25 protein-coding genes, 1 pseudogene and 2 riboswitches are annotated in these 24,250 nt (G+C 64.5%); of the genes and pseudogenes, 15 read left to right on the top strand and 11 right to left on the bottom strand.

Features of this window, described 5'->3' with window-relative positions; genetic code table 11:
* Positions 1–6: 6 nt before the first annotated feature.
* The 8 genes from pnuC (at position 7) to ACKLLE_RS00395 (ending at position 6,377) form a co-directional block, all read left to right on the top strand.
* Positions 7–576 (top strand): nicotinamide riboside transporter PnuC, encoded by a 570-nt coding sequence (gene pnuC, locus ACKLLE_RS00430; protein WP_420056371.1) that lies wholly within the window; start codon positions 7–9, stop codon positions 574–576.
* Positions 573–1,124, top strand: a complete 552-nt coding sequence (locus tag ACKLLE_RS00425) for an AAA family ATPase (RefSeq protein WP_420056369.1) — start codon at positions 573–575, stop codon at positions 1,122–1,124. The genes pnuC and ACKLLE_RS00425 overlap by 4 nt, the downstream gene beginning before the upstream one ends.
* A 297-nt stretch (positions 1,125–1,421) precedes the next feature.
* Positions 1,422–1,892, top strand: coding sequence for a hypothetical protein (locus ACKLLE_RS00420; protein WP_081263281.1), 471 nt, complete (start codon positions 1,422–1,424; stop codon positions 1,890–1,892).
* A 1-nt stretch (position 1,893) separates the two neighbouring features.
* Positions 1,894–2,466 carry an adhesin gene (locus ACKLLE_RS00415; RefSeq protein WP_420056368.1) on the top strand — a complete coding sequence of 191 codons (573 nt, stop codon included), beginning with the start codon at positions 1,894–1,896 and terminating at the stop codon, positions 2,464–2,466.
* Positions 2,467–2,522: 56 nt separating this feature from the next.
* The gene (locus tag ACKLLE_RS00410; RefSeq protein WP_420056367.1) at positions 2,523–3,515 is read left to right on the top strand and encodes a heme utilization protein; all 993 of its coding nucleotides are present in this window, start codon (positions 2,523–2,525) and stop codon (positions 3,513–3,515) included.
* Between the two features lie 61 nt (positions 3,516–3,576).
* The gene (locus ACKLLE_RS00405) at positions 3,577–4,266 is read left to right on the top strand and encodes a C39 family peptidase (RefSeq protein WP_064304716.1); all 690 of its coding nucleotides are present in this window, start codon (positions 3,577–3,579) and stop codon (positions 4,264–4,266) included.
* A 37-nt stretch (positions 4,267–4,303) separates the two neighbouring features.
* The gene (locus tag ACKLLE_RS00400; RefSeq protein ID WP_420056366.1) at positions 4,304–5,050 is read left to right on the top strand and encodes a hypothetical protein; all 747 of its coding nucleotides are present in this window, start codon (positions 4,304–4,306) and stop codon (positions 5,048–5,050) included.
* 49 nt (positions 5,051–5,099) lie between these two features.
* Positions 5,100–6,377 carry a coiled-coil domain-containing protein gene (locus ACKLLE_RS00395; RefSeq protein WP_064304718.1) on the top strand — a complete coding sequence of 426 codons (1,278 nt, stop codon included), beginning with the start codon at positions 5,100–5,102 and terminating at the stop codon, positions 6,375–6,377.
* Between the two features lie 51 nt (positions 6,378–6,428).
* On the opposite strand, the gene ACKLLE_RS00390 is transcribed toward ACKLLE_RS00395, so the two are convergent.
* Positions 6,429–7,754, bottom strand: a complete 1,326-nt coding sequence (locus ACKLLE_RS00390) for a sigma-54 dependent transcriptional regulator (protein ID WP_420056364.1) — start codon at positions 7,752–7,754, stop codon at positions 6,429–6,431.
* A 323-nt stretch (positions 7,755–8,077) separates the two neighbouring features.
* Between ACKLLE_RS00390 and ACKLLE_RS00385 the strand changes: the two genes are divergently transcribed.
* Positions 8,078–8,344 carry a hypothetical protein gene (locus ACKLLE_RS00385; protein ID WP_009405454.1) on the top strand — a complete coding sequence of 89 codons (267 nt, stop codon included), beginning with the start codon at positions 8,078–8,080 and terminating at the stop codon, positions 8,342–8,344.
* Between the two features lie 89 nt (positions 8,345–8,433).
* On the opposite strand, the gene ACKLLE_RS00380 is transcribed toward ACKLLE_RS00385, so the two are convergent.
* Genes ACKLLE_RS00380 through cobW form a run of 4 tightly spaced genes read right to left on the bottom strand, consistent with a single transcriptional unit; the run spans position 8,434 to position 14,928 of the window.
* Positions 8,434–9,048 carry a vWA domain-containing protein gene (locus ACKLLE_RS00380; protein ID WP_420056363.1) on the bottom strand — a complete coding sequence of 205 codons (615 nt, stop codon included), beginning with the start codon at positions 9,046–9,048 and terminating at the stop codon, positions 8,434–8,436.
* Positions 9,049–9,092: 44 nt separating this feature from the next.
* Positions 9,093–10,091 (bottom strand): magnesium chelatase ATPase subunit I, encoded by a 999-nt coding sequence (locus tag ACKLLE_RS00375; protein ID WP_064304722.1) that lies wholly within the window; start codon positions 10,089–10,091, stop codon positions 9,093–9,095.
* 1 nt (position 10,092) lies between these two features.
* On the bottom strand, positions 10,093–13,854 hold the full coding sequence (gene cobN, locus ACKLLE_RS00370) for a cobaltochelatase subunit CobN (protein ID WP_420056362.1): 3,762 nt from the start codon (positions 13,852–13,854) through the stop codon (positions 10,093–10,095).
* A 3-nt stretch (positions 13,855–13,857) separates the two neighbouring features.
* On the bottom strand, positions 13,858–14,928 hold the full coding sequence (gene cobW / locus ACKLLE_RS00365) for a cobalamin biosynthesis protein CobW (RefSeq protein WP_009405463.1): 1,071 nt from the start codon (positions 14,926–14,928) through the stop codon (positions 13,858–13,860).
* A 94-nt stretch (positions 14,929–15,022) separates the two neighbouring features.
* Positions 15,023–15,223: riboswitch (cobalamin riboswitch) on the bottom strand.
* Between the two features lie 56 nt (positions 15,224–15,279).
* Positions 15,280–15,498, top strand: a riboswitch (cobalamin riboswitch).
* Positions 15,499–15,595: 97 nt separating this feature from the next.
* Here cobW and ACKLLE_RS00360 point away from each other — a divergent pair.
* From ACKLLE_RS00360 to ACKLLE_RS00340, 5 genes are all read left to right on the top strand, one after another.
* A complete protein-coding gene (locus ACKLLE_RS00360; protein ID WP_064304725.1) occupies positions 15,596–15,784 on the top strand; it encodes a CbtB domain-containing protein in 189 nt (62 codons plus the stop codon).
* A gap of 9 nt (positions 15,785–15,793) precedes the next feature.
* Positions 15,794–16,489 carry a CbtA family protein gene (locus ACKLLE_RS00355; protein ID WP_420056361.1) on the top strand — a complete coding sequence of 232 codons (696 nt, stop codon included), beginning with the start codon at positions 15,794–15,796 and terminating at the stop codon, positions 16,487–16,489.
* Complete coding sequence (locus ACKLLE_RS00350; protein ID WP_064304726.1) at positions 16,489–16,914, top strand: cobalamin biosynthesis protein; 426 nt, start codon at positions 16,489–16,491, stop codon at positions 16,912–16,914. The genes ACKLLE_RS00355 and ACKLLE_RS00350 overlap by 1 nt, the downstream gene beginning before the upstream one ends.
* A 29-nt stretch (positions 16,915–16,943) precedes the next feature.
* On the top strand, positions 16,944–17,690 hold the full coding sequence (cobM, locus tag ACKLLE_RS00345) for a precorrin-4 C(11)-methyltransferase (protein ID WP_420056359.1): 747 nt from the start codon (positions 16,944–16,946) through the stop codon (positions 17,688–17,690).
* 68 nt (positions 17,691–17,758) lie between these two features.
* A complete protein-coding gene (locus ACKLLE_RS00340; protein ID WP_420056358.1) occupies positions 17,759–18,004 on the top strand; it encodes a DUF1272 domain-containing protein in 246 nt (81 codons plus the stop codon).
* Positions 18,005–18,126: 122 nt separating this feature from the next.
* On the opposite strand, the gene ACKLLE_RS00335 is transcribed toward ACKLLE_RS00340, so the two are convergent.
* On the bottom strand, positions 18,127–18,423 hold the full coding sequence (locus tag ACKLLE_RS00335) for a hypothetical protein (protein ID WP_064304728.1): 297 nt from the start codon (positions 18,421–18,423) through the stop codon (positions 18,127–18,129).
* 162 nt (positions 18,424–18,585) lie between these two features.
* Positions 18,586–19,008: a homoprotocatechuate degradation operon regulator HpaR gene (hpaR, locus tag ACKLLE_RS00330; protein WP_009407736.1), complete on the bottom strand. Its 423-nt coding sequence runs from the start codon at positions 19,006–19,008 to the stop codon at positions 18,586–18,588.
* 375 nt (positions 19,009–19,383) lie between these two features.
* Here hpaR and ACKLLE_RS00325 point away from each other — a divergent pair, with 375 nt between their 5' ends.
* Positions 19,384–20,196: a gamma-glutamyl-gamma-aminobutyrate hydrolase family protein gene (locus ACKLLE_RS00325; protein WP_009407738.1), complete on the top strand. Its 813-nt coding sequence runs from the start codon at positions 19,384–19,386 to the stop codon at positions 20,194–20,196.
* Positions 20,197–20,400: 204 nt separating this feature from the next.
* On the opposite strand, the gene ACKLLE_RS00320 is transcribed toward ACKLLE_RS00325, so the two are convergent.
* The 4 genes and pseudogenes from ACKLLE_RS00320 to ACKLLE_RS00305 form a co-directional block, all read right to left on the bottom strand.
* A complete protein-coding gene (locus ACKLLE_RS00320; RefSeq protein ID WP_420056356.1) occupies positions 20,401–21,429 on the bottom strand; it encodes a hypothetical protein in 1,029 nt (342 codons plus the stop codon).
* A 48-nt stretch (positions 21,430–21,477) separates the two neighbouring features.
* Complete coding sequence (gene thpR, locus ACKLLE_RS00315) at positions 21,478–22,035, bottom strand: RNA 2',3'-cyclic phosphodiesterase (protein WP_420056355.1); 558 nt, start codon at positions 22,033–22,035, stop codon at positions 21,478–21,480.
* Positions 22,036–22,416: 381 nt separating this feature from the next.
* Entirely contained in the window at positions 22,417–23,145 is a 729-nt protein-coding gene (locus ACKLLE_RS00310; RefSeq protein WP_376699753.1) for a methyl-accepting chemotaxis protein, read from the bottom strand.
* Positions 23,146–23,271: 126 nt separating this feature from the next.
* Positions 23,272–23,475, bottom strand: a pseudogene (locus ACKLLE_RS00305) (HAMP domain-containing protein); the annotation flags it as partial.
* Positions 23,476–24,250 lie beyond the last annotated feature (775 nt).

The raw sequence follows: 24,250 nt of genomic DNA, 5'->3' as shown, positions 1-24,250 counted from the left end.
GCGCCGATGTCCGGCCTCGAATGGCTTGCCGTGGCCTTCAGCGCTTTCTCCGTGTGGCTTACCGTGAAACAGAACCTCTGGTGCTGGCCGGTCGGCCTGGTGGGCGTGTTGCTGTTCGGCTGGCTGATGCGCGACAACCATCTGTATTCGCAAATGGCCCTGCAAGGCGTTTATGCCGTGCTGCAGGTCTATGGCTGGTGGCAGTGGACGCGCCCGGACAGCGTGCGCGAGGCGCGCAAGGTCACCCTGCTGGCGCCGGCGCAGGTCCGCCTTGGCCTGCTGGCGGGCCTGCTGATGAGTGCCGCTCTCGGTGCCGCCATGAGCACCTGGACCGATGGCCAACAGCCTTGGATCGACGCCACCATCACCGGCTTCAGCCTGGTGGCGCAGTGGTGGATGGCGCAAAAGCGCGTGCAGTGCTGGGCGCTGTGGATCGTGGTCGACCTGGTCAGCGTCGGCCTTTTCCTCTGGCAGGGCCTGTACCTCGCCGCCGGGCTCTACGCCCTGTTCACCCTGCTGGCGATCCAGGGTCTGCGCGAATGGCGGCGGGATCCGGCCCTGGTAGCCGCAGCATGAAGGTCCTGGTACTGACCGGCCCTGAATCCAGTGGCAAAAGCTGGCTGGGCGCGGAAATCCAGGCGCATTTCGGCGGTGAACTGGTGGGTGAGTATGTCCGTCACTTCATCGATGAGCAGCAGCGCGATACCTGCTACGCCGACATCGCTACCATCGCCACCGCGCAACTGGCCTGGGAGGATGCCGCCCGCCGTCGCCAGCCGCCCCTGCTCATCCTCGATACCCACCTGCTGAGCAACATGCTGTGGAGCCGGGTACTGTTCCACGATTGCCCTGACTGGCTCGAACCGGCGCTGCTTTCCCGCCGCTACGACCTGCACCTGCTGCTCAGCCCCGACGGCGTGCCGTGGGTTGCCGACGGCCAGCGCAGCCAGCCGGCACTGGATGATCGAAGAACGTTCTTCGAAGACAGCCGCCGATGGCTGGAGCAGCACCGGCAACCCTTGCAGATCATCCGCGGCGATTGGGCTGGCCGCCGCGCCACGGTGCTGGCCGCAGTGCAACGCCTGCTCGACGACAGGCCGGCAGATTGCCCCACCGAGTGTTAACCGTCCGAAACAGTTCGCGCTAGCCCAGGCCACGGAATAGAGCCTGCCCGGCCCGAACGGGCAGTGTTGTAAACACGCTGATACACATCCCGCCCAAGCCGCTGCGAGCGGCCTTTTCCCTATCCTTACCGGGCCCATGCGGGCTGCCTGTTTCGTCGGCTTTACACCTGCCACCGGCGTAATTCCGTCACGTTCACGCAACCCGCTGATTCGCCTGGATAAACAAAAAGCGGCACGCCTTCTGCTCTCTCTCTCGCAACGCTGAAGGGCCAGCGAACAGAAGAAGGAACCGCCGCCGTGGGGACTCACAATAAAAGCCTGCTTCACCTCATGCTTGCCGGCTGCGCGCTCGGCGCCTCCCTTCTGGCCGTGCAGGCCCAGGCCGCTGGCAATGGCGTGGTGGTCCTGACCCGCGATGTGCATACCCGCCCCGCTATCCGCCAGGACCGCCCCGATCCCAGCCCGACCACCGTCAACCTCAACGCCTCCAAACGCATCGTCGGCCAGACCGATAACGAACTGAGCGACGGCGACTTCGCCAATGTCGCCAGTGGCTCGACGGTCAGCCGCATGCTGTTGCCGGACGCCGGCGGCGTGCGCGGGGTCAATGCGGTACCCGCCACGCTGCCGGGCATGGGCGGTGCCAACGGCCTTGGCGGTGGTGCGGCAGCGGGTGGCGGTGGCGCCGGGGCCGGCATCTCCAATCGGGTCGGCGGTGCCATCGGTGCCGGCCTGGCTCCCCTGCAGATGCTGACCGGAGGCAAATAGGATGGACGCCCGTGCGCTGTTCCTCGTGCTGTTCTGCTCCGCCAGCGCTTTGGGCGCCCCGCCGGTACAGGACAACGCCAACATCGACGGCAGCGCCCACGGCTACAAGGGCAACCTGTCGATCAACCAGGCCGCCGGCGACCAGCAACAGCAGGCCAACAGCCGGGCCATCGCCATCGGCCACGAAGCCCAGGCCAGCACCCATATCATCCAGCGCATCGACACCCCGGCCAGCCGCGCCGTGGACGCCAGCGCCACTATCGGCGGCAACGCCTTCGGCAACGGCAACGGCATCCTGGGCGTCAACCAGTCCGCCGGGGCCGGTACCCAACAGGCCAACGCGGTGCGCATCGCCATCAGCGCGGTACCGCAAAGCATCGATGACAGCGTCCTGCTCCAGCAGAACGTGGCGCTGTCCAACAGCTCCGATCCAGCCGGACAAGCCCCGGGCAGCCGCCAGGTCAGCACCAGCGACCAGGCGTTCGCCAACAGCCGCGGGGTGCTCCAGTTGAATCAGAGCGCAGGGGTGGGGAACCGAATGGCCAACACCCTGAGCGTACGGGTCGCAGATTGACCCGAAACCGGCAACACAACACTTAACAATCAAAAACGATAATGCGGAGAAACACCATGAAACCAACAATGGCACTCAAGCCCCTGGTATTCGCACTCGCAGCGGTCATGGCAGTTGCTGCACAAGCGGGTGGCAACAACGAACACGGCGGGCATAACGGCGGCCACAATGGCGGCCACGACGGCAACACCAGCTACCTGCTGAGCCTGCTGGTCAATGCCGGATCCGCCGCCACGGTGATCGACACCCAGACCAACGCCGCCAACTGGGTGAACAACCAGGCCACCCGCAACGACGCGAAGATGGACAACTCGGCCAACGGCTCGCAGGGCAACCTGGGCGCCAACACCGCCGCCGGCGACGGCAACCAACAGGACAACGTCGCCGCCATCGCCACCGCTGACGAAAGTTTCGTCTTCGGCAGCGCCATGGCCGTGTCCAGTGCCACCCAGAACAACATCGGCAACGGCGTGGCGAACTTCTCCACGAAAAACACCGCGTCCCTCAACAGCTCGGCCAACGGCAGCTCCGGCAACATCGGCGTCAACGTTACCGCCGGCGACTTCAACCAACAGAAAAACAACCTCGCCATCGCCGTATCCGGCGGTCGGGTAGCCGTGGCCAGTGCCGCTGCCAACCAGACCACCACCGGCCTCGGTGTGAGCAACAGCGCCGACCGTACCTACAAAACCGATACGCTGTACTCCGGCTTCGCCGCCTATGGCAAGTATCAAGGCAACGGCTGGGGCTACGTAGAAGACGAAAGCAGCAACGGCCATGGCCATGGCCAGGGTCATGGCGGCGGCCGTACCGACAAGGACCCGCTCAAGTTCCACGAGGAAGGCGACTTCGCGCTGTTCGGCGTAGCCTCCTACCAAGTGCTGACGCCAACCGGCTGGGTCAACCCGGTGACCAACACCGCGTCGCTGACCAACTCGCTGAACGGCGTGTCGGGCAACGTCGGGGCCAACGTCTCGGCAGGCAACGCCAACCAGCAAAGCAACTCGCTGTCCATCGCCGCAGGCTGCCGCGCCTGCACCGGCATGTAACAGCCACCTTGATCGGGGCCCTTCGGGGCCCCTTTCCTTGAATTCATGGAAGGGGAAGCCCATGCGCGCGCTTTTGCTGACGCTGCTGGTAGTACTGGGTCTGCCGCTCGGCCAGGCCGTCGCCGTGCAACGCATGGCGGTCGCCCTGCCAGGCGGCACCATGGTCTACAAGCCGGTGCAAAGCATCCGCGAACGCCGCTTCGCCAATATCGTCCAGCAAAAGACCGACTTCAGCTGCGGCGCTGCCGCCCTCGCCACCATCCTCAAGCAGGCCTATTGGCTGGATGTGGATGAAGCCCACATCATCGAAGGCATGCTCGCCCACTCCGACCACGACCAGGTCCGCGTCCAGGGCTTTTCCATGCTCGACATGAAACGCTACGTGGAAAGCCTGGGCATGCGTGCCCGCGGCTACCGGATACCACCGGAAAGCCTGCAGAGCGTGACCATACCGGTGGTGGTGCTGATGGATATCCGCGGCTACAAGCACTTCGTGGTGCTGCAGCGCACCCAGAACGACTGGGTCTACGTCGGCGATCCGGTGCTGGGCAACAAGCGCTACAAGTTCGACGACTTCGTCAAAGGCTGGAACGGCATCATCTTCGCCGTCATCGGCCCCGGCTACGACAAGGCCAATGCCCTGCTCGCCCCGCCGGCGCCGCTGACCGCCAAACACCGGATCAACGATTTTCAACCCATCGACGACGCCCAGTTGATGGAATTCGGTTTCATCCAGAGCGACTTCTTCTAACCAAAGAAAAGCGAGCAGGGAGCTCCGGGAGCACGCGATGAAGACTTCAAGCTGGCTGGTGGCCCTGTGCATGGCGGCCAGTCTTCCTCTGCCGGCGCTGGCGCAATTCAAGCCGATCGAGGTCAAGGACCAGGAACTGGCGCAGTTGCGCGGTCGCTATGTGATGCCGGGACGGATCATCAGCTTCGGCGTGGTCATGAGCAGTACCTGGCAGAACGCCAATGGCGACCGTCTCGGTGCCACCGCCTCGCTGCAGGTGCAGCAGTCCACCTTCAAGCCGCAGTTCTACGTGTCCACCACCAGCGAAACCGGTACTGGCACGTCCACGGCCCAAGGCTATGGCAGCGTCACCGGCGGCGCCGGCCTTGGCTCCGGCCAGGGGGTGGTCCAGGTCACCCGGGCCGCCGGCGACAACAACAGCGCGTACAACGACGTGCAGATCAACGTCAAGGAAGCCAACCAGGCTCCCCCGATGGGCACCCCGCAAGGCCAGGCACTGGCCAGCGGCGGCACCATCACCACCAGCAACGGTGCTGGCACCCTCAGCGTTTCCTCCACTGCCACTGGCCTGCAGATGGGTATCCAGGCCGCCAACGGCCAGGGTTCCAGCCTTCAGCGCCTGGCCGACGGCGGCCTGATGCAGAGCACCACGCTGCTCGGCGGCAACAATGCCGTGCACAACCTGACCCAGCTCAACGTGGTGCTACGAAACAACCTGCCTACTGCCGGGGCGCTGAACTGCAATCTTGATCAACTGAAGGGCCTTCGTCTTTCAGGATATTGATCTACGCTCTGTTGCAACTTATTGCGCAGTTGGAAAGGATGGCTGACCTATGCACCGCTCGTTGTCATTCAATGCTGTTGTTTGTCTGAGCACACTCGTCCCTTCGTCGCTGCTCTACGCGGCGCAGGATCCCCAGGTAGAGGCGCTGAAACAGGAGTTGCAGGCCCTCAAGCAACGTTACGAGCAACAGCAGCAGGCGCTGATGGTGCTCGAACAGCGGGTTCGCCAGGTCGAGGACCAACCCGCGGCCCCTCCCCCGAAGCGCCTGGTGCGTTCGCCGGCGTCGAAACCGGCACAACCCCAGGGTTCCGGGCAAGCGGTCGCCGCCGCCGGCAGCTCCTACGGCGAATCGCTCAAGGATGATTCGGAACCGGCGCAAAGCGTATCCAACCTCTACGACGAGGCCAGCGGCTTCTTCGGTGGCGGCAAGTTCAGCTTCGAGACCGGCATCACCTACGCGCGCTACGATACCAAGCAACTGCTGCTCAACGGTTTCCTGGCGCTGGACTCGATTTTCCTCGGCAATATCAACCTCGACCGCATCAAGTCCGACACCTGGACCCTTGATCTGACCGGACGCTACAACTTCGACCAGCGTTGGCAGTTCGACATCAACGTGCCCGTGGTATACCGCGAATCCACCTTCCAGTCCGGCGGTGCCGGCGGTTCGGGTGCGGCCCTGTCGGACGAAACCGTCACCCGCGACCCGACCATCGGCGACGTCAACGTCGGTATCGCCTACAAGTTCATGGACGAGTCGGAATACGCGCCGGATGCAGTGGTGTCGCTGCGGGTCAAGGCTCCCACCGGCAAGGAGCCCTATGGCATCAAGTTTCGCCAGTCGCCCGGCAACGACAGCCTGAGCTACCCGGAAAGCCTGCCCACCGGCAACGGCGTCTGGTCCATTACCCCGGGCATCTCGCTGGTCAAGACCTACGACCCGGCGGTACTGTTCGGCAGCGTGTCGTACACCTACAACATGGAAGAGTCGTTCGGTGATATCAGTTCCACGGAAAACCAGAAGGTGCCGGGGAAGGTCAAGCTGGGTGACAGCTTCCAGATCGGTGCGGGCGTCGCTTTCGCCCTCAACGAGAAAATGAGTATGTCGTTCTCGGTCACCGACCTGATCCAGCGCCGCTCCAAGGTCAAGGCCGACGGCGAGGACTGGAGCACCGTGGTCGGCAGCGACGCCAACGCCGGCTACTTCAACATCGGCATGACCCTGGCCGCCACCGACAAGCTGACCATCGTACCCAACCTGTCCATCGGCCTCACCGACGACGCCCCGGACTTCACCTTCAGCCTGAAATTCCCGTATTACTTCTAAAACGGTTCCAGAAAGCGCCGCGTACCCTGTGGGAGCGCGGCGCTTTCTGATTTACCGTATCTGATGCTTGTGCAGCAACCGGTAGAACGTCGGCCGCGACACCCCCAGTACCTTGGCCGCGACACTCAGGTTGTCACTGTGGCGGTCCAGCACATCGCACAACGCCTGGCGCTCGGCCTGGTGCTTGTAGTCTTCCAGCGTGCCCATCGGCACCACCAGGTTGCGCTGCTCATGCAGCCCCAGGTCCTGTGGTTCGATCTGCCGTCCCTCCGCCAGCACCAGCCCGCGCCGCACACGGTTGGCCAGCTCGCGCACATTCCCCGGCCAGTCATGCTTGCCCATCGCGCTCAAGGCGTTCTCGCTGAAGGTACGGGGACGCCGCCCGGTTTCCTGGCTGTAGAACCGGGAGAAGTGGCTGGCCAGCATCGACAGGTCGCCATGCCGGTCACGCAGGGGTGCGGTGACCACCTGGAGGACATTCAGGCGGTAATACAGGTCTTCGCGAAAACGCCCGTTGGCGATGGCGCTCTCCAGGTCCACATGGGTCGCCGCCAGGACGCGCACATCCACCGCAACGGGCTGGCTGCCGCCGACCCGTTCGATGTGCTTTTCCTGAAGGAAGCGCAGCAGGTTGGCCTGCAACTCAAGCGGCAGGTCACCGATTTCGTCGAGGAACAGCGTGCCGCCATGGGCCGCCTCGATGCGTCCGACCTTGCGCTGGTGCGCGCCGGTGAAGGCGCCTTTTTCATGGCCGAACAGCTCTGACTGGATCAGGTGCTCGGGGATGGCACCGCAGTTGATCGCCACGAAGGGCTTGTCGTGGCGCTGCGACTCGCGGTGCAGGGTGCGCGCCACCAGTTCCTTGCCGGTACCGCTTTCCCCGCGGATCAGCACCGGCGATTCGGTCGGCGCCAGCTTGCTCAGCAGCTTGCGCAGTTCGCGGATGGGCCGGCTGTCGCCCAGCAGTTCATGCTGCGCCTCATCGATGCGCACCGCACCCTTGCCGCGCAGGCGGCCCATGCCGAAGGCGCGACCGAGGGTCACCTGGACCCGGGACACATCGAACGGCAAGGTATGGAAATCGAAGAACCATTCGCAGACGAAATCCCCTACCTTCTGCGCCCGCAGCTCCTGGGGGCTAAGCACCGCGATCCACTCGGCGCCGCTGCGGCTGATCAGGTCCTTGACCGCGTCGGGATGCTGCACGTGCCTGGCCTGCAGGCGCAACAAGCCGACATCGCAAGGATGCTCCAGGGCCGTGGCCAGGGTACAGCTGTGGACTTCCCAGCCAATGCCGCGCAGCCCAGGCAATAAACGATGGCAATCGTCACAGGGATCGACCACCAGCAAACGACGGTGCGGGGCAGGCTCGAGCATGATCTTTCCTTGACGTCAATTTTTGGAAAAACGAATGGAAACAGCATCTTGGCAAACCCGCTTGTAACAGTAGCAACGAACGTCGGGATCCCCACTACCGTCTGTCCGTTGAAAAATCGCATTACATTTCCTTCATGGAACATTCTTCGCAATCCGCCGTCACAAGCGCCAGGAAAAAGCGAATGACCGAAGAGGGAATAAAAAATTTTCCCGACAGGTGTGACTTACCCCGTTACTTCGGACATCAGTACAAGTAACCTGCCGCCGCGAATCACGCCCGGCAACTTTCTTTCGATGTTTGGGACCACAGAGAGACCGAACCCATGAACGCTCCGCTGCGTGTCAACGAAGCACTGCTGATTGCCGACCATGCCTTCGAACCCTTCCAGTGCGTTGCCTGGGATGCGCCAAACGGTACCGGTGAGCTAAGCCTTGCCGTGATTGACCGGACCAGCACCCGGATCGGCAGCAAGCAGGTATCGAGCAGCACCTATTCCGACCCGGCACAGTGGGCTCACCTGATCGAGGAAGTGCGCGCCGAACTGCGCCAGAAGGGTTACGACCTGCAACCCTGGACCATGCCGAAGTAACTTTCCCGAATGAAAAAAGTGCACCCCAGGGTGCACTTTTTTCTTGTCGCGAAGTTGTACCTTATTGTCGCTGCGACACATCACCGCAGTTAGCCAACTGCCAGCTCATCGATATGCCGGTATTCTGCCTGCAAACTTTCCGCCAGCTGGCGAGCCCGCCCAAGACGAATGGGCGCACTTTCCATATCGAGCAATAAAGTGCTGCACGGCAACGCTTGAAGTGGTGTGTCGAGGGCCAGCCGTCCGTCGGTCAGTACCAGGCAGCGTTGCGCTTCGGCGGGAAACTGCCGTTGCCGATGCGACAACCACTGCCGCGCTTGCTCCAGCGCCGCCAGCAACGGCGTCCCGCCACCCGCCCCGAGATCTGCCAACCATGGCTGCAACGCCGCCGAGGCTTTCAGGCCGTGGCGTTGCCAGCGTGGCGTGCTGCCGCTGGCCGTCAGCAGCGCCAATCGTGCCCGGGCCCGATACGCCTGGTCGAAAAAATTCGCCAGGACGCCCTTGGCCTTGCTCAGGGCTTGATAGCGCCGGGTCGAGGCCGAGGCGTCGACGATCACCAGCCAGAGTTCCGGGCTGGCGGCATGGCGCTGTGTCCAGCGCAGGTCGCCGCGCTTGCCTGGACGCCCTTTGAGCAAGGTCGCCGGCCAGTCCACCTTGCCCTGCCCCGCGCTACGCCCACGGCCGCGCGCGCCCTTGTCGAGCATGCCGGCCCTGGGCCTGGCATCCGCGCTGGCGCGGGCGCGGATGCTCAGGGCTTTTTTGGCCAGGCCGGTACCTCGCGCCGTGGCCCTGTGGCGACCGGCTGCGCCGGCATCTCACCCCATTGCCCGGCTGGCGTTGCCTGGCTCTGCTGCGGCTGGCCGGCCTGCGGTACCGGTGGCTGAGCGTCGGCGGGCGATTGCTGGCGACGGTGGCGCAAGGCGAACTCGGCCACCGCCTCGATATCCGCGTCCTCGATTCGCTCGCCGCCACGCCAGGCAGCATGGGCCCGGGCGGCACGCCACCAGACCAGGTCGGCACGCAGGCCGTCCACCCCTGCGGCGAAGCAACGCTCGGTGATCAGCGCCAGCGAACGGTCATCCAGTTCGATGCTTGCCAGGCGCTGGCGGGCATCCTGGCAGCGCTGGCGCAGCGCCGCCTGGGCCGGCGCCCATTGAGCAACGAAGCCCGCAGGGTCGCCATCGAACGCCAGGCGCCGACGCAGGATCTGCCCCCTTGCCTCGGGCACGGGTTGCCCGTGCAGCGCCACATTGAGGCCGAAGCGATCGAGCAATTGCGGACGCAACTCGCCTTCTTCCGGGTTCATCGTGCCGATCAGCACGAAACGTGCGCTGTGCCGGTGGGACAGGCCATCGCGCTCGATGCGGTTGGTGCCGCTGGCCGCGACGTCCAGCAACAGGTCCACCAGATGGTCGGGCAGCAGGTTGACCTCGTCGACATACAACACGCCGCCGTCGGCCTTGGCCAGTACACCCGGGGAAAACTGCACGCGGCCCTGGCCCAGCGCGGCATCCAGGTCCAGGGTGCCGACCAGGCGCTCTTCGCTGGCGCCCAGCGGCAAGGTCACGAACGGACCCTCGCCAAGCAGGTCGGCCAGGCCGCGAGCCAGGGTGCTCTTGGCCATGCCGCGCGGTCCCTCGATCAGCACACCACCGATCTTCGGGTCGATGGCGGTCAGGCACAGGGCCAGTTTCAGGTCCTCGGCGCCGACCACCGCAGCCAGGGGAAAATGCACGGGTTCAGTCATTTCAAGCCTCTTCCTCGCCATCCAGCAGCTGTAGTTCAAGCGCCTCGCGATAAGCCCCCGGGTCCTGCCAGAGGCCACGCTGCTGGGCCTCGACCAGGCGCTCGGTGATATCGCGCAAGGCTTCGGGATTATGCTGCTGGATGAATTCTCGGGTCGCCGGGTCGAGCACATAGGCATCGGCCAGCGCCTGGTAATGGTGATCGTCGATCAGGTGGGTGGTGGCATCGAAGGCGAACAGGTTGTCCACCGTCGCCGCCAGTTCGAAGGCGCCCTTGTAGCCATGGCGCTTGACCCCGTCGATCCACTTGGGATTGAGCGCGCGGGCACGGATCACCCGGTTCAGTTCTTCCTTGAGGGTGCGGATGCGCGGGCGCTCCGGCTGGCTATGATCGCCGTGATAGCTGGCGACGCCTTGCCCGCCGAGGCTTTCTACCGCCGCGAGCATGCCGCCCTGGAACTGGTAATAATCGTTGGAATCGAGCAGGTCGTGCTCATGGTTATCCTGGTTCTGCACCACGGCCTGCACCTGGCTCAGGCGTCGGGCGAACGGCGCCCGTGCCTCGGTACCGTCATCGGCGCCACCGTAGGCATAGCCGCCGTGATTGAGGTAGACCTCGGCGAGGTCCTCGCGGCTGTGCCACAGGCGTCCGTCGATGGCGTTCTGCACCCCCGCTCCGTAGGCGCCGGGCTTGGCGCCGAACACCCGCCAGCCGGCCTGGCGCCGCGCCTGCTCTGCGTCCAGGCCGCTGGCGAGCAGTTCGGCGTGCTCGCTGCGCACCCGCGCCGCCAGGGGGTTCATGTCGTCCGGCTCGTCCAGCGCCGCCACCGCCTGTACCGCCGCGTCGAACAGTTTGATGAGATTGCCGAAGGCATCGCGGAAGAAGCCGGAGACGCGCAGGGTCACGTCCACCCGAGGGCGGTCCAGCAGGCTCAGCGGCAGGATCTCGAAATCGTCGACCCGGTGACTGCCCGCCGCCCATACCGGACGCACGCCCATCAGGGCCATGGCCTGGGCGATATCGTCACCGCCGGTGCGCATGGTCGCCGTGCCCCAGACCGACAGGCCAAGCTGGCGCAGATGGTCGCCGTGATCCTGCAGGTGACGTTCGAGAATCAGGCTGGCCGAAGTGAAGCCCAGGCGCCAGGCGGTGGCCGTGGGCAGGTTGCGCACATCGACGGTATAGAAGTTGCGCCCGGTGGGCAGCACATCGAGACGCCCGCGGCTCGGCGCACCGCTGGGGCCTGCGGGGACGAAACGCCCTTCGAGGGCCGACAGTACGCCGTGCATTTCCGCGTCGCCGCAGGCGTCCAGTTGCGGCGCAACACGCTCGGCCAGCGCCTCCAGCACCGCGCGCACATCGTTCCACTGCGCGTCGTCCGGCACCGCCGGCTCGCCGGCAAGGGTCTGCTCGATCAAGCGTGCCGAAAGCATTTCCAGACGCTCGCGGGTATCCCCCGCCGTGCGCCACGGCGTGTCGTCGAGGTTCGCCAGCCAATGTGGTCGCGGCCCGTGCCAGGGCTCGCCCAGCTCGCAGTCCAGCGGATCGAAGCCCAGCGCCAGGGCGCGGGCCAGCGCCCGCGGCAGGCTGGCGTTGGCTCCGCGACCGTCGCCACGGGCTACCCGCAGCAGTGCCGCCAGGGTATCGATGCGCAGCCGGCCCGTGGGCGACTCGCCGAACACATGCAGGCCGTCGCGAATCTGCGATTCCTTGAGGTCGCACAGGTAGGTGTCCAGGCGCGGCAGCCACACCGCGGCATCGTCCAGCGCGCCGTCCAGTTGCAGCTCGCGGTCGATATGGTTGTCGCGCACCAGTTGCAGGATCTCCTTCTGCAACTCCACGGCACGCCGCGGGTCCAGCAACTGCGCCTCGTAGTATTCGTCGGCCAGGCGCTCCAGGTTGCGCAACGGCCCGTAGGTCTCGGCACGGGTCAGCGGCGGCATCAAATGATCGATGATCACCGCCTGGGTACGACGCTTGGCCTGGGCGCCCTCACCCGGATCGTTGACGATGAATGGGTAGATATTCGGCAGCGGCCCGATCAGCGCATCCGGCCAGCAGCCCGCCGACAGCCCGACGCCCTTGCCCGGCAGCCACTCCAGGTTGCCATGCTTGCCGACATGGATCAGCGCATCGGCGGCAAAGCCATGGCGCAGCCAGAAATAGAAGGCCAGGTAGCCATGGGGCGGGACCAGGTCGGGATCGTGATAGACCGCACTCTGGTCGAGTTGATAACCCCGCGCCGGCTGGATGCCGACAAAGGTCAGGCCCAGGCGCAGCCCGGCAATCATCATCCGCCCGCCACGGAACATCGGGTCCGCCGAGGGTTCGCCCCAGCGCTCGCGCACCGCCCGCTGGTTGGCCTCGGGCAACTGCGCGAAGGCCGCCAGGTAGTCATCCAGGGCCATGCTTTGCATGCACGGGCGCTGGTCGAGGCTGTCGAGGTCGTTGCTGACGCCACCGAGCAGGTCGTGGATCAGCCGGGTGCCGCTGTCCGGCAGCTCGCCCACCGGGTAATCCTGCCGTTTCAGGGCACGCAGGATATTCAGCGCCGCTGCCGGGGTATCCAGGCCGACACCGTTGCCGATGCGGCCATCCCGGGTCGGGTAGTTAGCCAGTACCAGGGCCACGCGCTTCTGCCGGTTGGGCAGGCGCGCCAGCGCGCACCAGCGCCGCGCAAGCTCCGCAACGAAGTCCATGCGCTCGGGCTGCGGCCGGTAGCAGACCACATCGGACTGGCTGCGCTCGCTGCGCCAGGCCAGGTCCTTGAAGCTGATCGGTCGGGTGATGATGCGCCCGTCCAGTTCCGGCAAGGCGATGTGCATGGCCAGGTCGCGGGCGCCGAGGCCTTGCTCGCTGGCCTGCCAGCCGGGTTCGTTGTCCTGGGCGCAGATTGCCTGCAGCACCGGGATATCGCGGCGGAACGGGCGCAGGTGCGGCTGTTCCGGGCTCGACTGGGCGAAACCGGTGGTGTTGATGATCAACGCCGCATCGGTTTCGTCCAGCCAGTCCTCGACCTGGGCCAGGCAGCCGGCCTCCTTCAGGCTGGCCACGGCGATCGGCAGCGGATTCAGCCCGGTGTTTTCCAGCCGCTGGCAGAACACATCGATAAAACCGGTGTTGGCCGCTTGCAGATGGGAGCGATAGAACAGGATCGGCACAACGGGTCGCCCGGCGTGCCAATCGGCGCGCCAGTGGGCCATTCCGGCCTCGGCATGACGCGGGTGATACAGGCTGGTACGCGGCAGTTGCCGTGGTTCGTCCCAGGGGTAATCGCGCCCCAGCCAGGAACTGGCGAGGCAGTTGAACAGGTTCAGGGCATTGGCCTTGCCGCCCTGGCGCAGGAAGTGCCAGAGGCGCTCGGCCTGCTCGGCTGCGACGTTGCCCAGGCTGCTCAGCTCCGGGTCCGGGCGATCGTCACCCGGGACCAGGATGAGCTTCACGCCACGGGTCGCCAGTTCGACAAGCTGCTCGACGCCATAGCGCCAATAGCCGATGCCGCCGTGCAGCGACACCAGGATCACCCTGGCGTGGCGCAACACCTGGTCGACGTAGAGGTCGACCGAGGCGTGGTTCTGTACCTGCATGGGGTTGGCCAGGCGCAGGCTGGGGTAATCCTCCGGCAGCTCGCGGGCGGCTTCCGCCAGCAACGCCAGGTGCGAATCACCGCTGCAGAGAATCACCAGTTCGGCCGGGGTCTGGCCGAGGTCGGCAATGCTGTCGTCCGGCACGAAGCCGCCGGGCTGGGTCCGCAGCAGGTGCATGGATCAGGCGCCCAGGGCCGCGCGCAGCCGCGCTTCGAGGGCCGAGGCATCGAGGTCCTGGCCAATCAGCACCAGGCGGGTGATGCGCGCTTCGTCGCTGCGCCAGGCGCGGTCGAAATGCTTGTCGAAACGGCTGCCCACGCCCTGGATCAGCAGGCGCATCGGCTTGCCCGGAATCGCCGCGAAGCCCTTGACGCGCAGGATGCCGGTCTCGCTGACCAGTTGGGTCAAGGCGTCGAGCAGCAGGCTTTCGTCGGCTTCCGGCAGGTCGAGGGAGATGGAGTCGAAGGCGTCGTGGTCGTGATCGTCGTGGTCATCGTCGCCGTCATGGTGCGAATCATGGTGGGTGCGGCGGCCGTCGATATGGGCTTCGGACTCGGCACCCAGGCCCAGCAGCACTTCCAGCGGCAGCACGCCCTTGCTCGCTTCGACCACCTTGACCGCGGGCGGCAGCTCTTCCTCGACCTCGGCCCGCACGGCGGCCAGGGCTTCAGGGGCGATCTGGTCGCACTTGTTGAGGATCACCAGGTCGGCGCTGGCCAGTTGGTCGGCGAACAGCTCGTGCAGTGGCGATTCGTGGTCCAGGTTCGGGTCAAGCTTGCGCTGGGCATCGACCTGGTCGGGGAAGGCGGCGAAGGTGCCGGCGGCCACGGCCGGGCTGTCGACCACGGTGATCACCGCATCGACGGTGCAGGCATTGCGGATTTCCGGCCACTGGAACGCCTGGACCAGTGGTTTGGGCAGGGCCAGGCCGCTGGTTTCGATGAGGATCTGGTCCAGGTCGCCACGGCGCGCCACCAGCTCGCGCATCACCGGGAAGAACTCTTCCTGCACGGTGCAGCACAGGCAGCCGTTGGCCAGCTCGTAGACGCGGCCATTGGCCTCTTCCTCGGTGCAACCGATGCTGCATTGCTTGAGGATTTCGCCATCGATGCCCAGTTCGCCGAACTCGTTGACGATCACAGCGATACGGCGGCCATTGGCGTTGTCGAGCATGTGGCGCAGGAGCGTGGTCTTGCCCGAGCCGAGGAAGCCGGTGACGATGGTAACGGGAAGTTTGGCCAGTGTTTTCATGTCGGATGCCCTTGGCAGCATGGCGGGCATGGGGACGGAGGCCAGGCACCGTGCGGTCTGGACGCGTTCGCCACCGGATCACCCCGCCCGGTTAATGTGGAATCTGGTCGAGGCAGGTCTCCTGGCTTGCATTGTGTCCTCGGGACGCCATCGACGCCTTCCCGCCTTATATAACCGGCAGTGGCAATGGTCGGTGGGCTCAACGCCTACAGTTGCGGGGGCAGCCGCGGCTTCGGCACCGCGTTCCCGTCTTAGCTCCGACCCGTGTCGGAGAACCTCGAACCGGCAAGGCTACGCAGTGCCCGGAGGGCGGTCAACCGCTGTATTGACGGATGTCAACGCGCGTGATTTCCTAACGCGATTCGTTTGGGTGCCTTTTTATTGCAAAAGGTGAAACGGGAAACCGGTGCGCGGTGGTCTTCAAGACCGTGGCAAGTCCGGTGCTGCCCCCGCAACGGTAATCGAGGAAAACGTCTGATCCACTGTGCCAGCAGTCCGGCATGGGAAGGAGACGCCCAGGCCCATGGCCCCTTGAAAGCCCGGAGACCGGCCCACGACCGATTTGACCAAACCCGCGGTGGGCGGGCGACGTTGCACTCCTGGACTTCCATGCCCCGGAGTTCTTCGCGCTTGCCTGTTGCCACGACAACTGCAAAAGGAAAGCGCCATGCCCGTCACCACCACCGCCAGTCACGCCAGCACTACCTCCACCACCCTCAGCCAACGCGTCGTCGCTGCCGTCAGCGCCTCGGTACTGGGCCTGTGCCTAGTCTATTTCGCCGGCTTCTCGCATATCGAAGCGGTGCACAACGCCGCCCACGATACCCGCCACAGCGCCGCCTTCCCTTGCCACTGAGGTCGCACCATGTTCACTCGCATTGCCCGTACCGCGGGCTTTACCGGGCTGCTCGCGGCCTTGCTGCTGACCGTGCTGCAAAGCTTCTGGGTCGCGCCGCTGATTCTCCAGGCGGAAACCTACGAGGGCTCTGCACCGGCTGCCGCCCATGAGCACGAGCATGCCGACGCCGCCGCTGGCGAAAGCCATCACCACGACGCCGAAGCCTGGTCGCCGGAAGATGGCTGGCAGCGCGTGCTGTCCACCACCGGCGGCAACCTGGTGGTCGCGGTAGGCTTCGCCTTGTTGCTGGCGGGCATGTACACCCTGCGCAGTCCACGCAGCATCGGTGCCGGCGCGCTTTGGGGCCTGGGCGGGTTCGCCGTGTTCTGCCTGGCGCCGAACCTCGGCCTGCCACCGGAACTGCCCGGCACTGCGGCCGCAGACCTGGCCCAGCGCCAGTTCTGGTGGGTTGGCACCGCCGCTGCCACCGCTGTCGGCCTGGCACTGATGGTGTTTGCCGGCAACTGGGTGCTGAAAATCGCCGGTCTGATTCTGCTGGCAATTCCCCATGTGATCGGCGCGCCGCAGCCGGAAGTGCATGAAAGCCTGGCGCCGGAAGCCCTGGAATCGCAGTTCATTGTCGCTTCGTTGCTGACCAATGCCGGTTTCTGGCTGGCCATGGGCCTGATCAGCGCCTGGCTGTACCGGCGGCAGTCCGCCTGATGGCCGTCCCGCCCGGCGTAGCGTCGCTGTACGCCGGGCTGGGTTGCCGGCGTGGCGCTCCGGCCAGCGAACTGGCCGGGTTGCTGCGCGATGTCATGCAGTCGCGCAACCTGCCTTTCGCCGCGCTGGTTGGTCTTGCCAGCATCGATCTCAAGCGCCAGGAACCCGGCCTGCTGCAACTGGCTGCCGATCTCGGCCTGCCCCTGCACTTCTTCAGTGCCGTGCAACTCGCTGCCTATACCCCGCGCCTTAGCCATCGTTCGGCCATTGCCTTTCAGCACAGCGGCTGTTATGGCGTGGCGGAAAGCAGCGCCCTGGCCCTGGCCGAACAACTGGGCGGCGGGCTGGCCGCACTGCGCGTCGAACGCATCGTGCGCGACGATATGACCCTGGCATTGGCCTGGCTCCCTGCTTCTGGCGGATAATCCGTCATTCCGTTTTCCAGAGACTTCCCATGACCGTCTATTTCATCGGCGCCGGCCCTGGCGATCCGGAGCTGATCACCGTCAAGGGCCAGCGCCTGATCCGCCGGTGCCCGGTCATCATCTATGCCGGCTCGCTGGTGCCCGCCGCTGTGCTCGACGGGCATAACGCCGAGACCCTGATCAACAGCGCCGAACTGCACCTGCAACAAATCATCGAGGCGATTGCCGCCGCCCATGCCAAGGGTCAGGATGTCGCCCGGGTGCACAGCGGCGACCCCAGCCTGTATGGCGCCATCGGCGAGCAGATCCGCCACCTGCGCGAGCTGGGGATTCCCTACGAGATCATCCCCGGGGTCACGGCCACGGCGGCCAGCGCCGCCCTGCTCGGCTGCGAACTGACCCTGCCGGACATCGCCCAGAGCGTGATCCTCACCCGCTTCGCCGATTCCTCGCCGATGCCCGAAGGCGAAGCCCTCGCCAGCCTGGCCAGCCACAAGACGACCATGGCGATTCACCTGGGGGTGCGCCATCTGCCGAAGATCGTCGAGGAACTGCGCCCGCATTACGGCGGCGACTGCCCGATCGCCGTGGTCCACCGCGCGACGTGGCCGGACCAGGACTGGGTGCTGGGGACGCTGGACGATATCGTCGCACTGACGGCGGTCAAGGGCTTCCGGCGTACCGCGCTGATCCTGGTGGGTCGTGTTCTGGCCAGCGACAGTTTCCGCGAATCGGCGTTGTACCGTGCCGGGCATGCCCACCTGTACCGGCCCTGAGGCCCCTTGCACTGCCGTTGGCGGGCCTGCACTCTACGGCAACCACCACCCGAAAAAGGATTGCCCCGATGCTGGAACTTCGTCCTTGCTGCGAATGCTGCGCCACACCACTGCCGGGCGACAGTTGCGACGCGATGATCTGTTCGTTCGAATGCACTTACTGCCGTAGCTGTGCAGGCGACCAATTGAAGGGCAAATGCCCGAACTGTGGGGGTGAATTGCAGCCGCGGCCGGCGCGGGTCGGCGAGAAGCTGGTGAAGAATCCGGCGACGACGGTACGGACGGTGAAGGCCCAGGGTTGTTCTGCACACTGAATCCCGTGCAAGCGACGCGGACCTTGTGGGAGCGGGTTCACCCGCGATTGCAGTAGTAAATTCACTATCGCAATCGCGGGTGAACCCGCTCCCACAAGGTCTGCGTCGTTGCCTCTAGCGGTTCAATGCGCCTGCATCTTGCTCTTGATGAACCCAGCCACCCAGGTCAACACCGCGCCACCGGCACCACCGCCGATCACGCTGCTGATGATGGCCGGGATATCCAGGGTTCCTGCCGCTCCGGCCTCGGCCAGGGATTGATCGCCGGTCAGGTGGGCCAGCACCTGCCCCAGCAGCACCCCGCCGATTGCACCTGCTACGGAGTTCAGGGTCGGCCCCATCCCCTCCTTGCTCAACCCTGCCACGTTGCCGCCAATCACACCGCTGAAGATCTGGATGATCAGAGTGATTAAGTCCATCGCAATAGCCCTCTTAGCGTCTGTAAGGACACCTCGCGTGCGGGCTACTGCGGATACGGCACTACCAACGGGCATCGAGGCGTCGATGTCCGACCGACGACGGCAAGCTGTGGCGGATAACCGACAGTATATGTAGGACTTTTTACTTGCGCGAATCCGGCGTCAGGGCTTGACGTTTTTCAGTTCGTTCAGCAAGCCCAGCAACGCCTGCAATTTTTCATCGCCGAACTGTTCAAGGATGCGCTGGTAGTTGCGCTCCATATCCTCGCTCATGGCGATGAAGCATTGCTGGCCCTGCTCCGTCAGGCCGACGAAAACCCGGCGCTGGTCGGTACTGGACTTCTTGCGCCGCACCAGGCCATCGCGCTCCAGGCGAGCGAGCACGCCGGTCATGCTCGGCTTGAGGATGCAGGCCTGCTCGGCCAACTGATGGCTTTCCAGTTCACCCTGCTGGCGCAGGATGCGGATTACCCGCCATTGCTGCTCGGTCAGGCCATGCTCGTTGAGGGACGGACGGAAGAAGGCCATGGCGGCTTCGCGGGCCTGAAGCAAGGTGAGGGTCAGGGAGGGTCTTGGTTTCGACATGGTCAGACTGATATCAACGATGATGGGGCAGCTTAAGAGCCGGGGTTACGGCCTGCAAGGCCCTTGGCAGGCACGGCGAATCGAGCCGGGCCAATCGTCAAATATAATGAACTGCCTCAGTTGAAATAGACCTGATTTATCACATTAAAATCAGTATTTTAGGCCGCATACCTCGCCTAGAACGTTAATAAATACGCACACAAAAGCATGAATCCGCTTGATATATTTAACGGCTCTGGCAAGCTATGGGGCAGGTTTCGACCGGGAACAGAGCTTCGCGTGCCTCCCGGCAGTGCTCGAAACCCCAGGCAGCGCCAGCTCGATAGCGGCGCGCCTGCACAACAATGACAGGCTGCGCCTGTCCCAAGGTGACATATGCCCAACAGCAACATTGGCAATAAGAATCAGAAATCCCGCAAACCCGTGGTCCTGATGACCATGGGCACCCAAGAGCGCAAGGGTCACGACTACCAGGTGATGACCCACAAGTACATCACTCCGCTGGTGGAACACGCCGGCTGCGTCCCGGTCCTGGTCCCCACCTGCTGCGGCATCGAAGACCTCGAGCAGTACCTGGACATGGCTGACGGCGTCTACCTGACCGGTGCCGGCAGCAACATCGACCCGGCCCTCTATGGCCAGGAAAACGAAACCCCGGGCAAGGCCCAGGACCGTGACCGCGACCTGTTCGACCTGCCGCTGGTGCAACTGGCGATCGCCCGCGGCCTGCCGATTTTCGGCATCTGCCGTGGCATGCAGGAAATCAACGTGGCCCTGGGTGGCGATATCTACCAGAAGGTCTACGCCGAACCCGGCTTCAACGATCACCGGGAGAACCCCGAGGATCCGGTGGACGTGCAATATGCCGCCTCCCACAGCGTGCGCCTGAAGCCGGGCAGTTGGCTGCAGGAATTGCTGCAGAGCGACGAGATCCGCGTCAACTCGCTGCATGGCCAGGGCCTGAAAACCCTGGGCGACGGCGTCGAGCCCCTGGCTCATGCCGAAGACGGCCTGGTCGAGGCGATCCATGCGCCCAGCCTGTCGCCGTTCCTGTTCGCGGTGCAATGGCACCCGGAATGGCAAGCCGCGAAGAATCCGGATTCGGTGCGGATGTTCGAGGCATTTGGCGACGCTTGCCGGGTGCAGGCGAGCAAGAAGCAACAAAGCAAGACCCAAAGCATCGCTTGAGATAATCACCTCAAGACACTGATGTAGAAGAGCTTTTAAATCCGAAAGGCCGTATCGAGCGCACATCGATACGGCCTTTTTTGTGCGCACCGCCCCTCCATTCCGAACAATTGACTTTACATTAGACACATAACTCATTGTTTTTAAATGATTTAACCCAAAGCAGAATCAACCTTAAGAGCATCGCTCAAGTTGCTGTCTGCGCTAGGGAATAGCATCCATCCTCGGCTCCATTCCCACCCTTCCCGTCAGCTCGCCTTCGATCTGCCCCGACAACGACCAGACCCCGGCCATCACCCCGGTGCCATGGTTCTCCATCAGGTTCTGCCACTCCTCGTTCAATGCTGCATTGAGGATCACCCGCAACTGCTCGACCATCTCCGGTCGGTCGCTCTCATGCATCATCGCGCCGATCCCGGCCGAGGCCACCGAGATCGCCATCCCCGCCGCCTTGCCCACCGCTGCCGCCACGGCGCTGAGCGCCCCCCGGGGCGCCAGGGTCGCTTCCAGGCGAGTGCTGGCTTTGCTGGCCACCGATGACAGTCCGTTGTCCGACGCCGTCGCATTGACCGCTGCGGCCTTGCGAATCTCTTCGTTCAGGGCCAGCCAGGCCGGCAGTTGCACGAAGGGCTTTGCCGTGAGCACGCCGCGCAGGCTGGCATCCCGCGCGGCAGGCGGGCCAAGGGCAATGGCGGGAATACGTTCAAGGTGCAGGGCGAACTGGTCCGGCGCGGGCCGATAGCGCTCGCCAATCCCCTGGATCTGCTGGCCGAGCAATTGCACGTACAACTCGGTCGCACGCTCGCGGATCAGGTCGGGATTGATCTGCTCGGCCACCGGCTCCAGGACGCGCTCGCGATAAGCGTCCTGCAGATAAAGGGCCAGGCGGTTATCAGGCTGGTCGCGGTGCTGGCTCATCTTGTACCAGGCCACCCTGAGGGTCAGCCATTGCTGGGTCCAGTAGCCGGTGAACCAGGGAATGAAATTCTCTTCGGTCTGCACCTGTACCTGCTCGCGCCAGACCCGCATGGAGCGCCGCGCATAGTCCCCGGCCGAACCGGCGGCGCCGCGCGAAGCCTGGACGATCTCCCGGTCCACCTGCTGCCAGGCGGCGGGCGACAGCACCACCGGCGGCAACTCCGGCACGCGGTTGCGCGAACCGCAGCCGCACAGGATCACCAGCAACGCCAAAAGCCACACCCGATACAGGGAACGCCGGTTCACGATCGCCACCCCTTCGCCACGCTTTCTGGAGTATAGGAACGGCGTGGCTGCGGCGATCTAACTTCTGGCGATATCCAGCAGGGGCCAGTGCGCCAGGGGCTCGTATTGGCCTTTGCTGGACTCGTAGAGCACGAACTCCCTTGCATTCCAGCGAAACTCGGGCGCCACCGCTGCCTCGGGTACTTCGTGGCGGAAATCCCGGGCCAGCGTCAGGTGCGGGCGAAACGCTTTTGAATCGACGACGAAGCCCAGTGGCAACAAGGCCTCCTGCAACTGGTAGACCCAGCGCAGCAACGCCTTTGGTGGTTCCGGTGTGGTCAGCACCAGCGCCTGGCTGCGCCGCCAGACCTCCAGGCGATCAAGAACCAGCGGTTGCGGACGCTCCAGCGGGCGCAGCCGTGCGGCTATTTCGAAAATCGCCGGCAACTGGCTGACACCGACTGCGCCGAGAAACATCAGGGTCACATGGAAATTCCCGGTTGGTACCGGCTTGCCGCTGCGCAGGCGCAGGTCGCTACGCCAGCGCGACAGGGCCTTACCTTGCGTCGGGGTGCAGGGCAAGGCGAAGAACAGGCGCTTGAAGGGTTCGTTGGGTCCGGGGTCGAGGCTGATCACGAAAGGCTCCTTGGGTGTCTCGCGGCACTATGACTCAAGACAGCACCGCCCTGCCCGGCTATCGGATCTGGCCAAGCCTGCTGATATGCAGTGTTGCTGAGGGCCTTATCGCTGGCAAGCCAGCTTCCACAGGGTTATGCGACCCCTGTAGGAGCTGGCTTGCCAGCGATAAGGCCCTCAAAGCCAATAGAGATCTCAAACCGGCGAAATGGTCCCCAACGCCCCGATCACGATCGCCAGTGCCAGAAACCCGAACAGAAAAATCGCCATCTTGCCCATCACTGCCTCCACGTACCGAAAATAAACCTTGCATGGGGCCTATTTTCGGCAAGCATCTGTTTGCATAACAGATCCAGAAAGCACTGAAAAATACGGATCAGATCAGCAACGGAAATGCCCGACCATACCGTGCAGACGGCTGCTCAAGTGGCTCAACTCGGTACTCGCGGCGGAAATCTCGGCGCTGGCGGTGGCCGATTCCTCGGCGGTCTCGCGCACCCGGGTCACGCTTTGGTTGATCTCTTCGGTCACCGCGGCCTGTTCTTCGGCAGCCGTGGCAATCAGCTCGCTCATCTGCTGGATATTCGAGACCTGGCGGGTGATCTGCTCCAGCGCAGTGCCGGTGTCGCGCACGCCATTGACCGAGGCGCTGGTCTGCTCCAGGTTGGTCTGCATCATCCCGGTACTCTCGTTGGCGATGTGTTGCAGTGTGACGATCAGTTGCTCGATCTCGCTGGACGAGGCCTGGGTACGCTGGGCAAGGTTGCGCACTTCGTCGGCGACCACGGCGAAACCACGCCCTGCCTCGCCGGCCCGGGCCGCCTCGATCGCCGCGTTGAGGGCCAGCAGGTTGGTTTGCTCGGCGACGGCCTTGATCACATCGAGGATCGCGCCAATGCGTCCGCACTCCTGCTGCAAGCGGCCAAGGGATTCGGCAGAAACGCCCACGCCATTGGCCATCGCCTCGATCTGGCGGATCGCCTGCTGGGACATCGCCAGCACGCTGGTCACCTCATGGTCGGCGCCCTTGGCCGCACTGGCAGCCTCCTCGGAGTTGCGCGCCACTTCCTGCACGGTGGCGGCGATCTCGTTCATGGCCGTGGCGACCATATCGGTCTCATTGCGCTGGCTGTCGATGCCTTCGCGGGTGGTGCTGGTGATCGCCGCCAGTTGCGAGGCGGAAGCCGCCAGTTGCTGCGAACCACAACCGATCTGCGAAATCACCTCGCGCAGGCTCGCGGTCATGCTGTCCAGCGAGCGCAGCAGCACACCCAGTTCGTCGCCCCGCTCGGTGTGGGTTGCACCGGTCAGATCGCCACCGGCGATACGCTGGGCGGTGTTCACGGCCTCGCGCAACGGATAGACGATCTGCCGGCTGATCAGCAGGGCCACGGCGATGCCGCAAAGAATCGCCACCAGGGTGATCACCGCCAGCAGCATATGGGTGCTTTTCACCTGGGCGGAGGCGCGGTCTTCCTCGGCGTAGTACAGGGCATTGGCGCCGTCCTGGAGTTTGGAGAGCAACTGGTTGGCCGCCGTCAGTTCAGCCACCGAGCGGGCCTGCTCGCGGGCCTTGCCGTAGGTTTGCAGATCGGCCTGGAGCTGCTGCGCCGCTGCCAGGTCCTGGGCCGGCCAGCGGCCTTCGCGGGCGTCCAGCAGCAACTGGTCGAAACCGTCCTTGAGCTTGGCGTGGTGCTCCTGGTGCAAGGACTGCTGCCCGGCGTCACCGGTCAACGCCAGGTTGTAGTTGGCCTCACGGGCAAACACGATCTCGTCGAACAGGCCGCTGATGAAACTGATGCGCTGCAACGACGCGCTGCTGTTCTGCAAGCCAAAGCCGCCGAGCAGCGACAGCAGCAAGGCGAAGGCCAGCAGCAGGCCGAAGCCGAGGCCGAGTTTGCGGGTAACGCTGAGGTTCTTCAGCGTGAATGCCTGGGACATAGTTTTCTCCAACCTGTGAATTCGCCCTCGCCGGTCCGCAGGTGACGGGGACCGGCAAGTCTGTCTGACGCCGAAGCCGATGAGGCGCGGAGCCCGTACGAACGGCACGGGCCCTGGTGCACAGGAGTGTTCCGGAGGGGATTCACGCGCTGGGCATCCATGCAGTTCCCCAAAGACGGGAAACTTCCTTTTGCCCGGACTTCCAAAGCCCGGCATTACCCTACTTGCAGCAAGGGAATAGTAACATCCGCAGATAAATGATACCAATGTGACA

The sequence above is a fragment of the Pseudomonas bharatica genome, from assembly GCF_048586865.1.
GTDB classification, from domain to species: Bacteria; Pseudomonadota; Gammaproteobacteria; order Pseudomonadales; family Pseudomonadaceae; genus Aquipseudomonas; species Aquipseudomonas bharatica.
The sequence above is the reverse complement of the archived record's forward strand: the minus strand, read 5'-3'. Positions and strand labels throughout refer to the sequence as shown.

Excerpts from the sequence above, each read along its gene's own strand:
- pnuC (WP_420056371.1), top strand. The coding sequence starts at position 7 with ATGTCCGGCCTCGAATGGCTTGCCGTGGCCTTCAGCGCTTTCTCCGTG.
- ACKLLE_RS00425 (WP_420056369.1), top strand. The coding sequence starts at position 573 with ATGAAGGTCCTGGTACTGACCGGCCCTGAATCCAGTGGCAAAAGCTGG.
- ACKLLE_RS00415 (WP_420056368.1), top strand. The coding sequence starts at position 1,894 with ATGGACGCCCGTGCGCTGTTCCTCGTGCTGTTCTGCTCCGCCAGCGCT.
- ACKLLE_RS00410 (WP_420056367.1), top strand. The coding sequence starts at position 2,523 with ATGAAACCAACAATGGCACTCAAGCCCCTGGTATTCGCACTCGCAGCG.
- ACKLLE_RS00405 (WP_064304716.1), top strand. The coding sequence starts at position 3,577 with ATGCGCGCGCTTTTGCTGACGCTGCTGGTAGTACTGGGTCTGCCGCTC.
- ACKLLE_RS00400 (WP_420056366.1), top strand. The coding sequence starts at position 4,304 with ATGAAGACTTCAAGCTGGCTGGTGGCCCTGTGCATGGCGGCCAGTCTT.
- ACKLLE_RS00395 (WP_064304718.1), top strand. The coding sequence starts at position 5,100 with ATGCACCGCTCGTTGTCATTCAATGCTGTTGTTTGTCTGAGCACACTC.
- ACKLLE_RS00390 (WP_420056364.1), bottom strand. The coding sequence starts at position 7,754 with ATGCTCGAGCCTGCCCCGCACCGTCGTTTGCTGGTGGTCGATCCCTGT.
- ACKLLE_RS00385 (WP_009405454.1), top strand. The coding sequence starts at position 8,078 with ATGAACGCTCCGCTGCGTGTCAACGAAGCACTGCTGATTGCCGACCAT.
- ACKLLE_RS00380 (WP_420056363.1), bottom strand. The coding sequence starts at position 9,048 with ATGCTCGACAAGGGCGCGCGCGGCCGTGGGCGTAGCGCGGGGCAGGGC.
- ACKLLE_RS00375 (WP_064304722.1), bottom strand. The coding sequence starts at position 10,091 with ATGACTGAACCCGTGCATTTTCCCCTGGCTGCGGTGGTCGGCGCCGAG.
- cobN (WP_420056362.1), bottom strand. The coding sequence starts at position 13,854 with ATGCACCTGCTGCGGACCCAGCCCGGCGGCTTCGTGCCGGACGACAGC.
- cobW (WP_009405463.1), bottom strand. The coding sequence starts at position 14,928 with ATGAAAACACTGGCCAAACTTCCCGTTACCATCGTCACCGGCTTCCTC.
- ACKLLE_RS00360 (WP_064304725.1), top strand. The coding sequence starts at position 15,596 with ATGCCCGTCACCACCACCGCCAGTCACGCCAGCACTACCTCCACCACC.
- ACKLLE_RS00355 (WP_420056361.1), top strand. The coding sequence starts at position 15,794 with ATGTTCACTCGCATTGCCCGTACCGCGGGCTTTACCGGGCTGCTCGCG.
- ACKLLE_RS00350 (WP_064304726.1), top strand. The coding sequence starts at position 16,489 with ATGGCCGTCCCGCCCGGCGTAGCGTCGCTGTACGCCGGGCTGGGTTGC.
- cobM (WP_420056359.1), top strand. The coding sequence starts at position 16,944 with ATGACCGTCTATTTCATCGGCGCCGGCCCTGGCGATCCGGAGCTGATC.
- ACKLLE_RS00340 (WP_420056358.1), top strand. The coding sequence starts at position 17,759 with ATGCTGGAACTTCGTCCTTGCTGCGAATGCTGCGCCACACCACTGCCG.
- ACKLLE_RS00335 (WP_064304728.1), bottom strand. The coding sequence starts at position 18,423 with ATGGACTTAATCACTCTGATCATCCAGATCTTCAGCGGTGTGATTGGC.
- hpaR (WP_009407736.1), bottom strand. The coding sequence starts at position 19,008 with ATGTCGAAACCAAGACCCTCCCTGACCCTCACCTTGCTTCAGGCCCGC.
- ACKLLE_RS00325 (WP_009407738.1), top strand. The coding sequence starts at position 19,384 with ATGCCCAACAGCAACATTGGCAATAAGAATCAGAAATCCCGCAAACCC.
- ACKLLE_RS00310 (WP_376699753.1), bottom strand. The coding sequence starts at position 23,145 with ATGGTCGCCACGGCCATGAACGAGATCGCCGCCACCGTGCAGGAAGTG.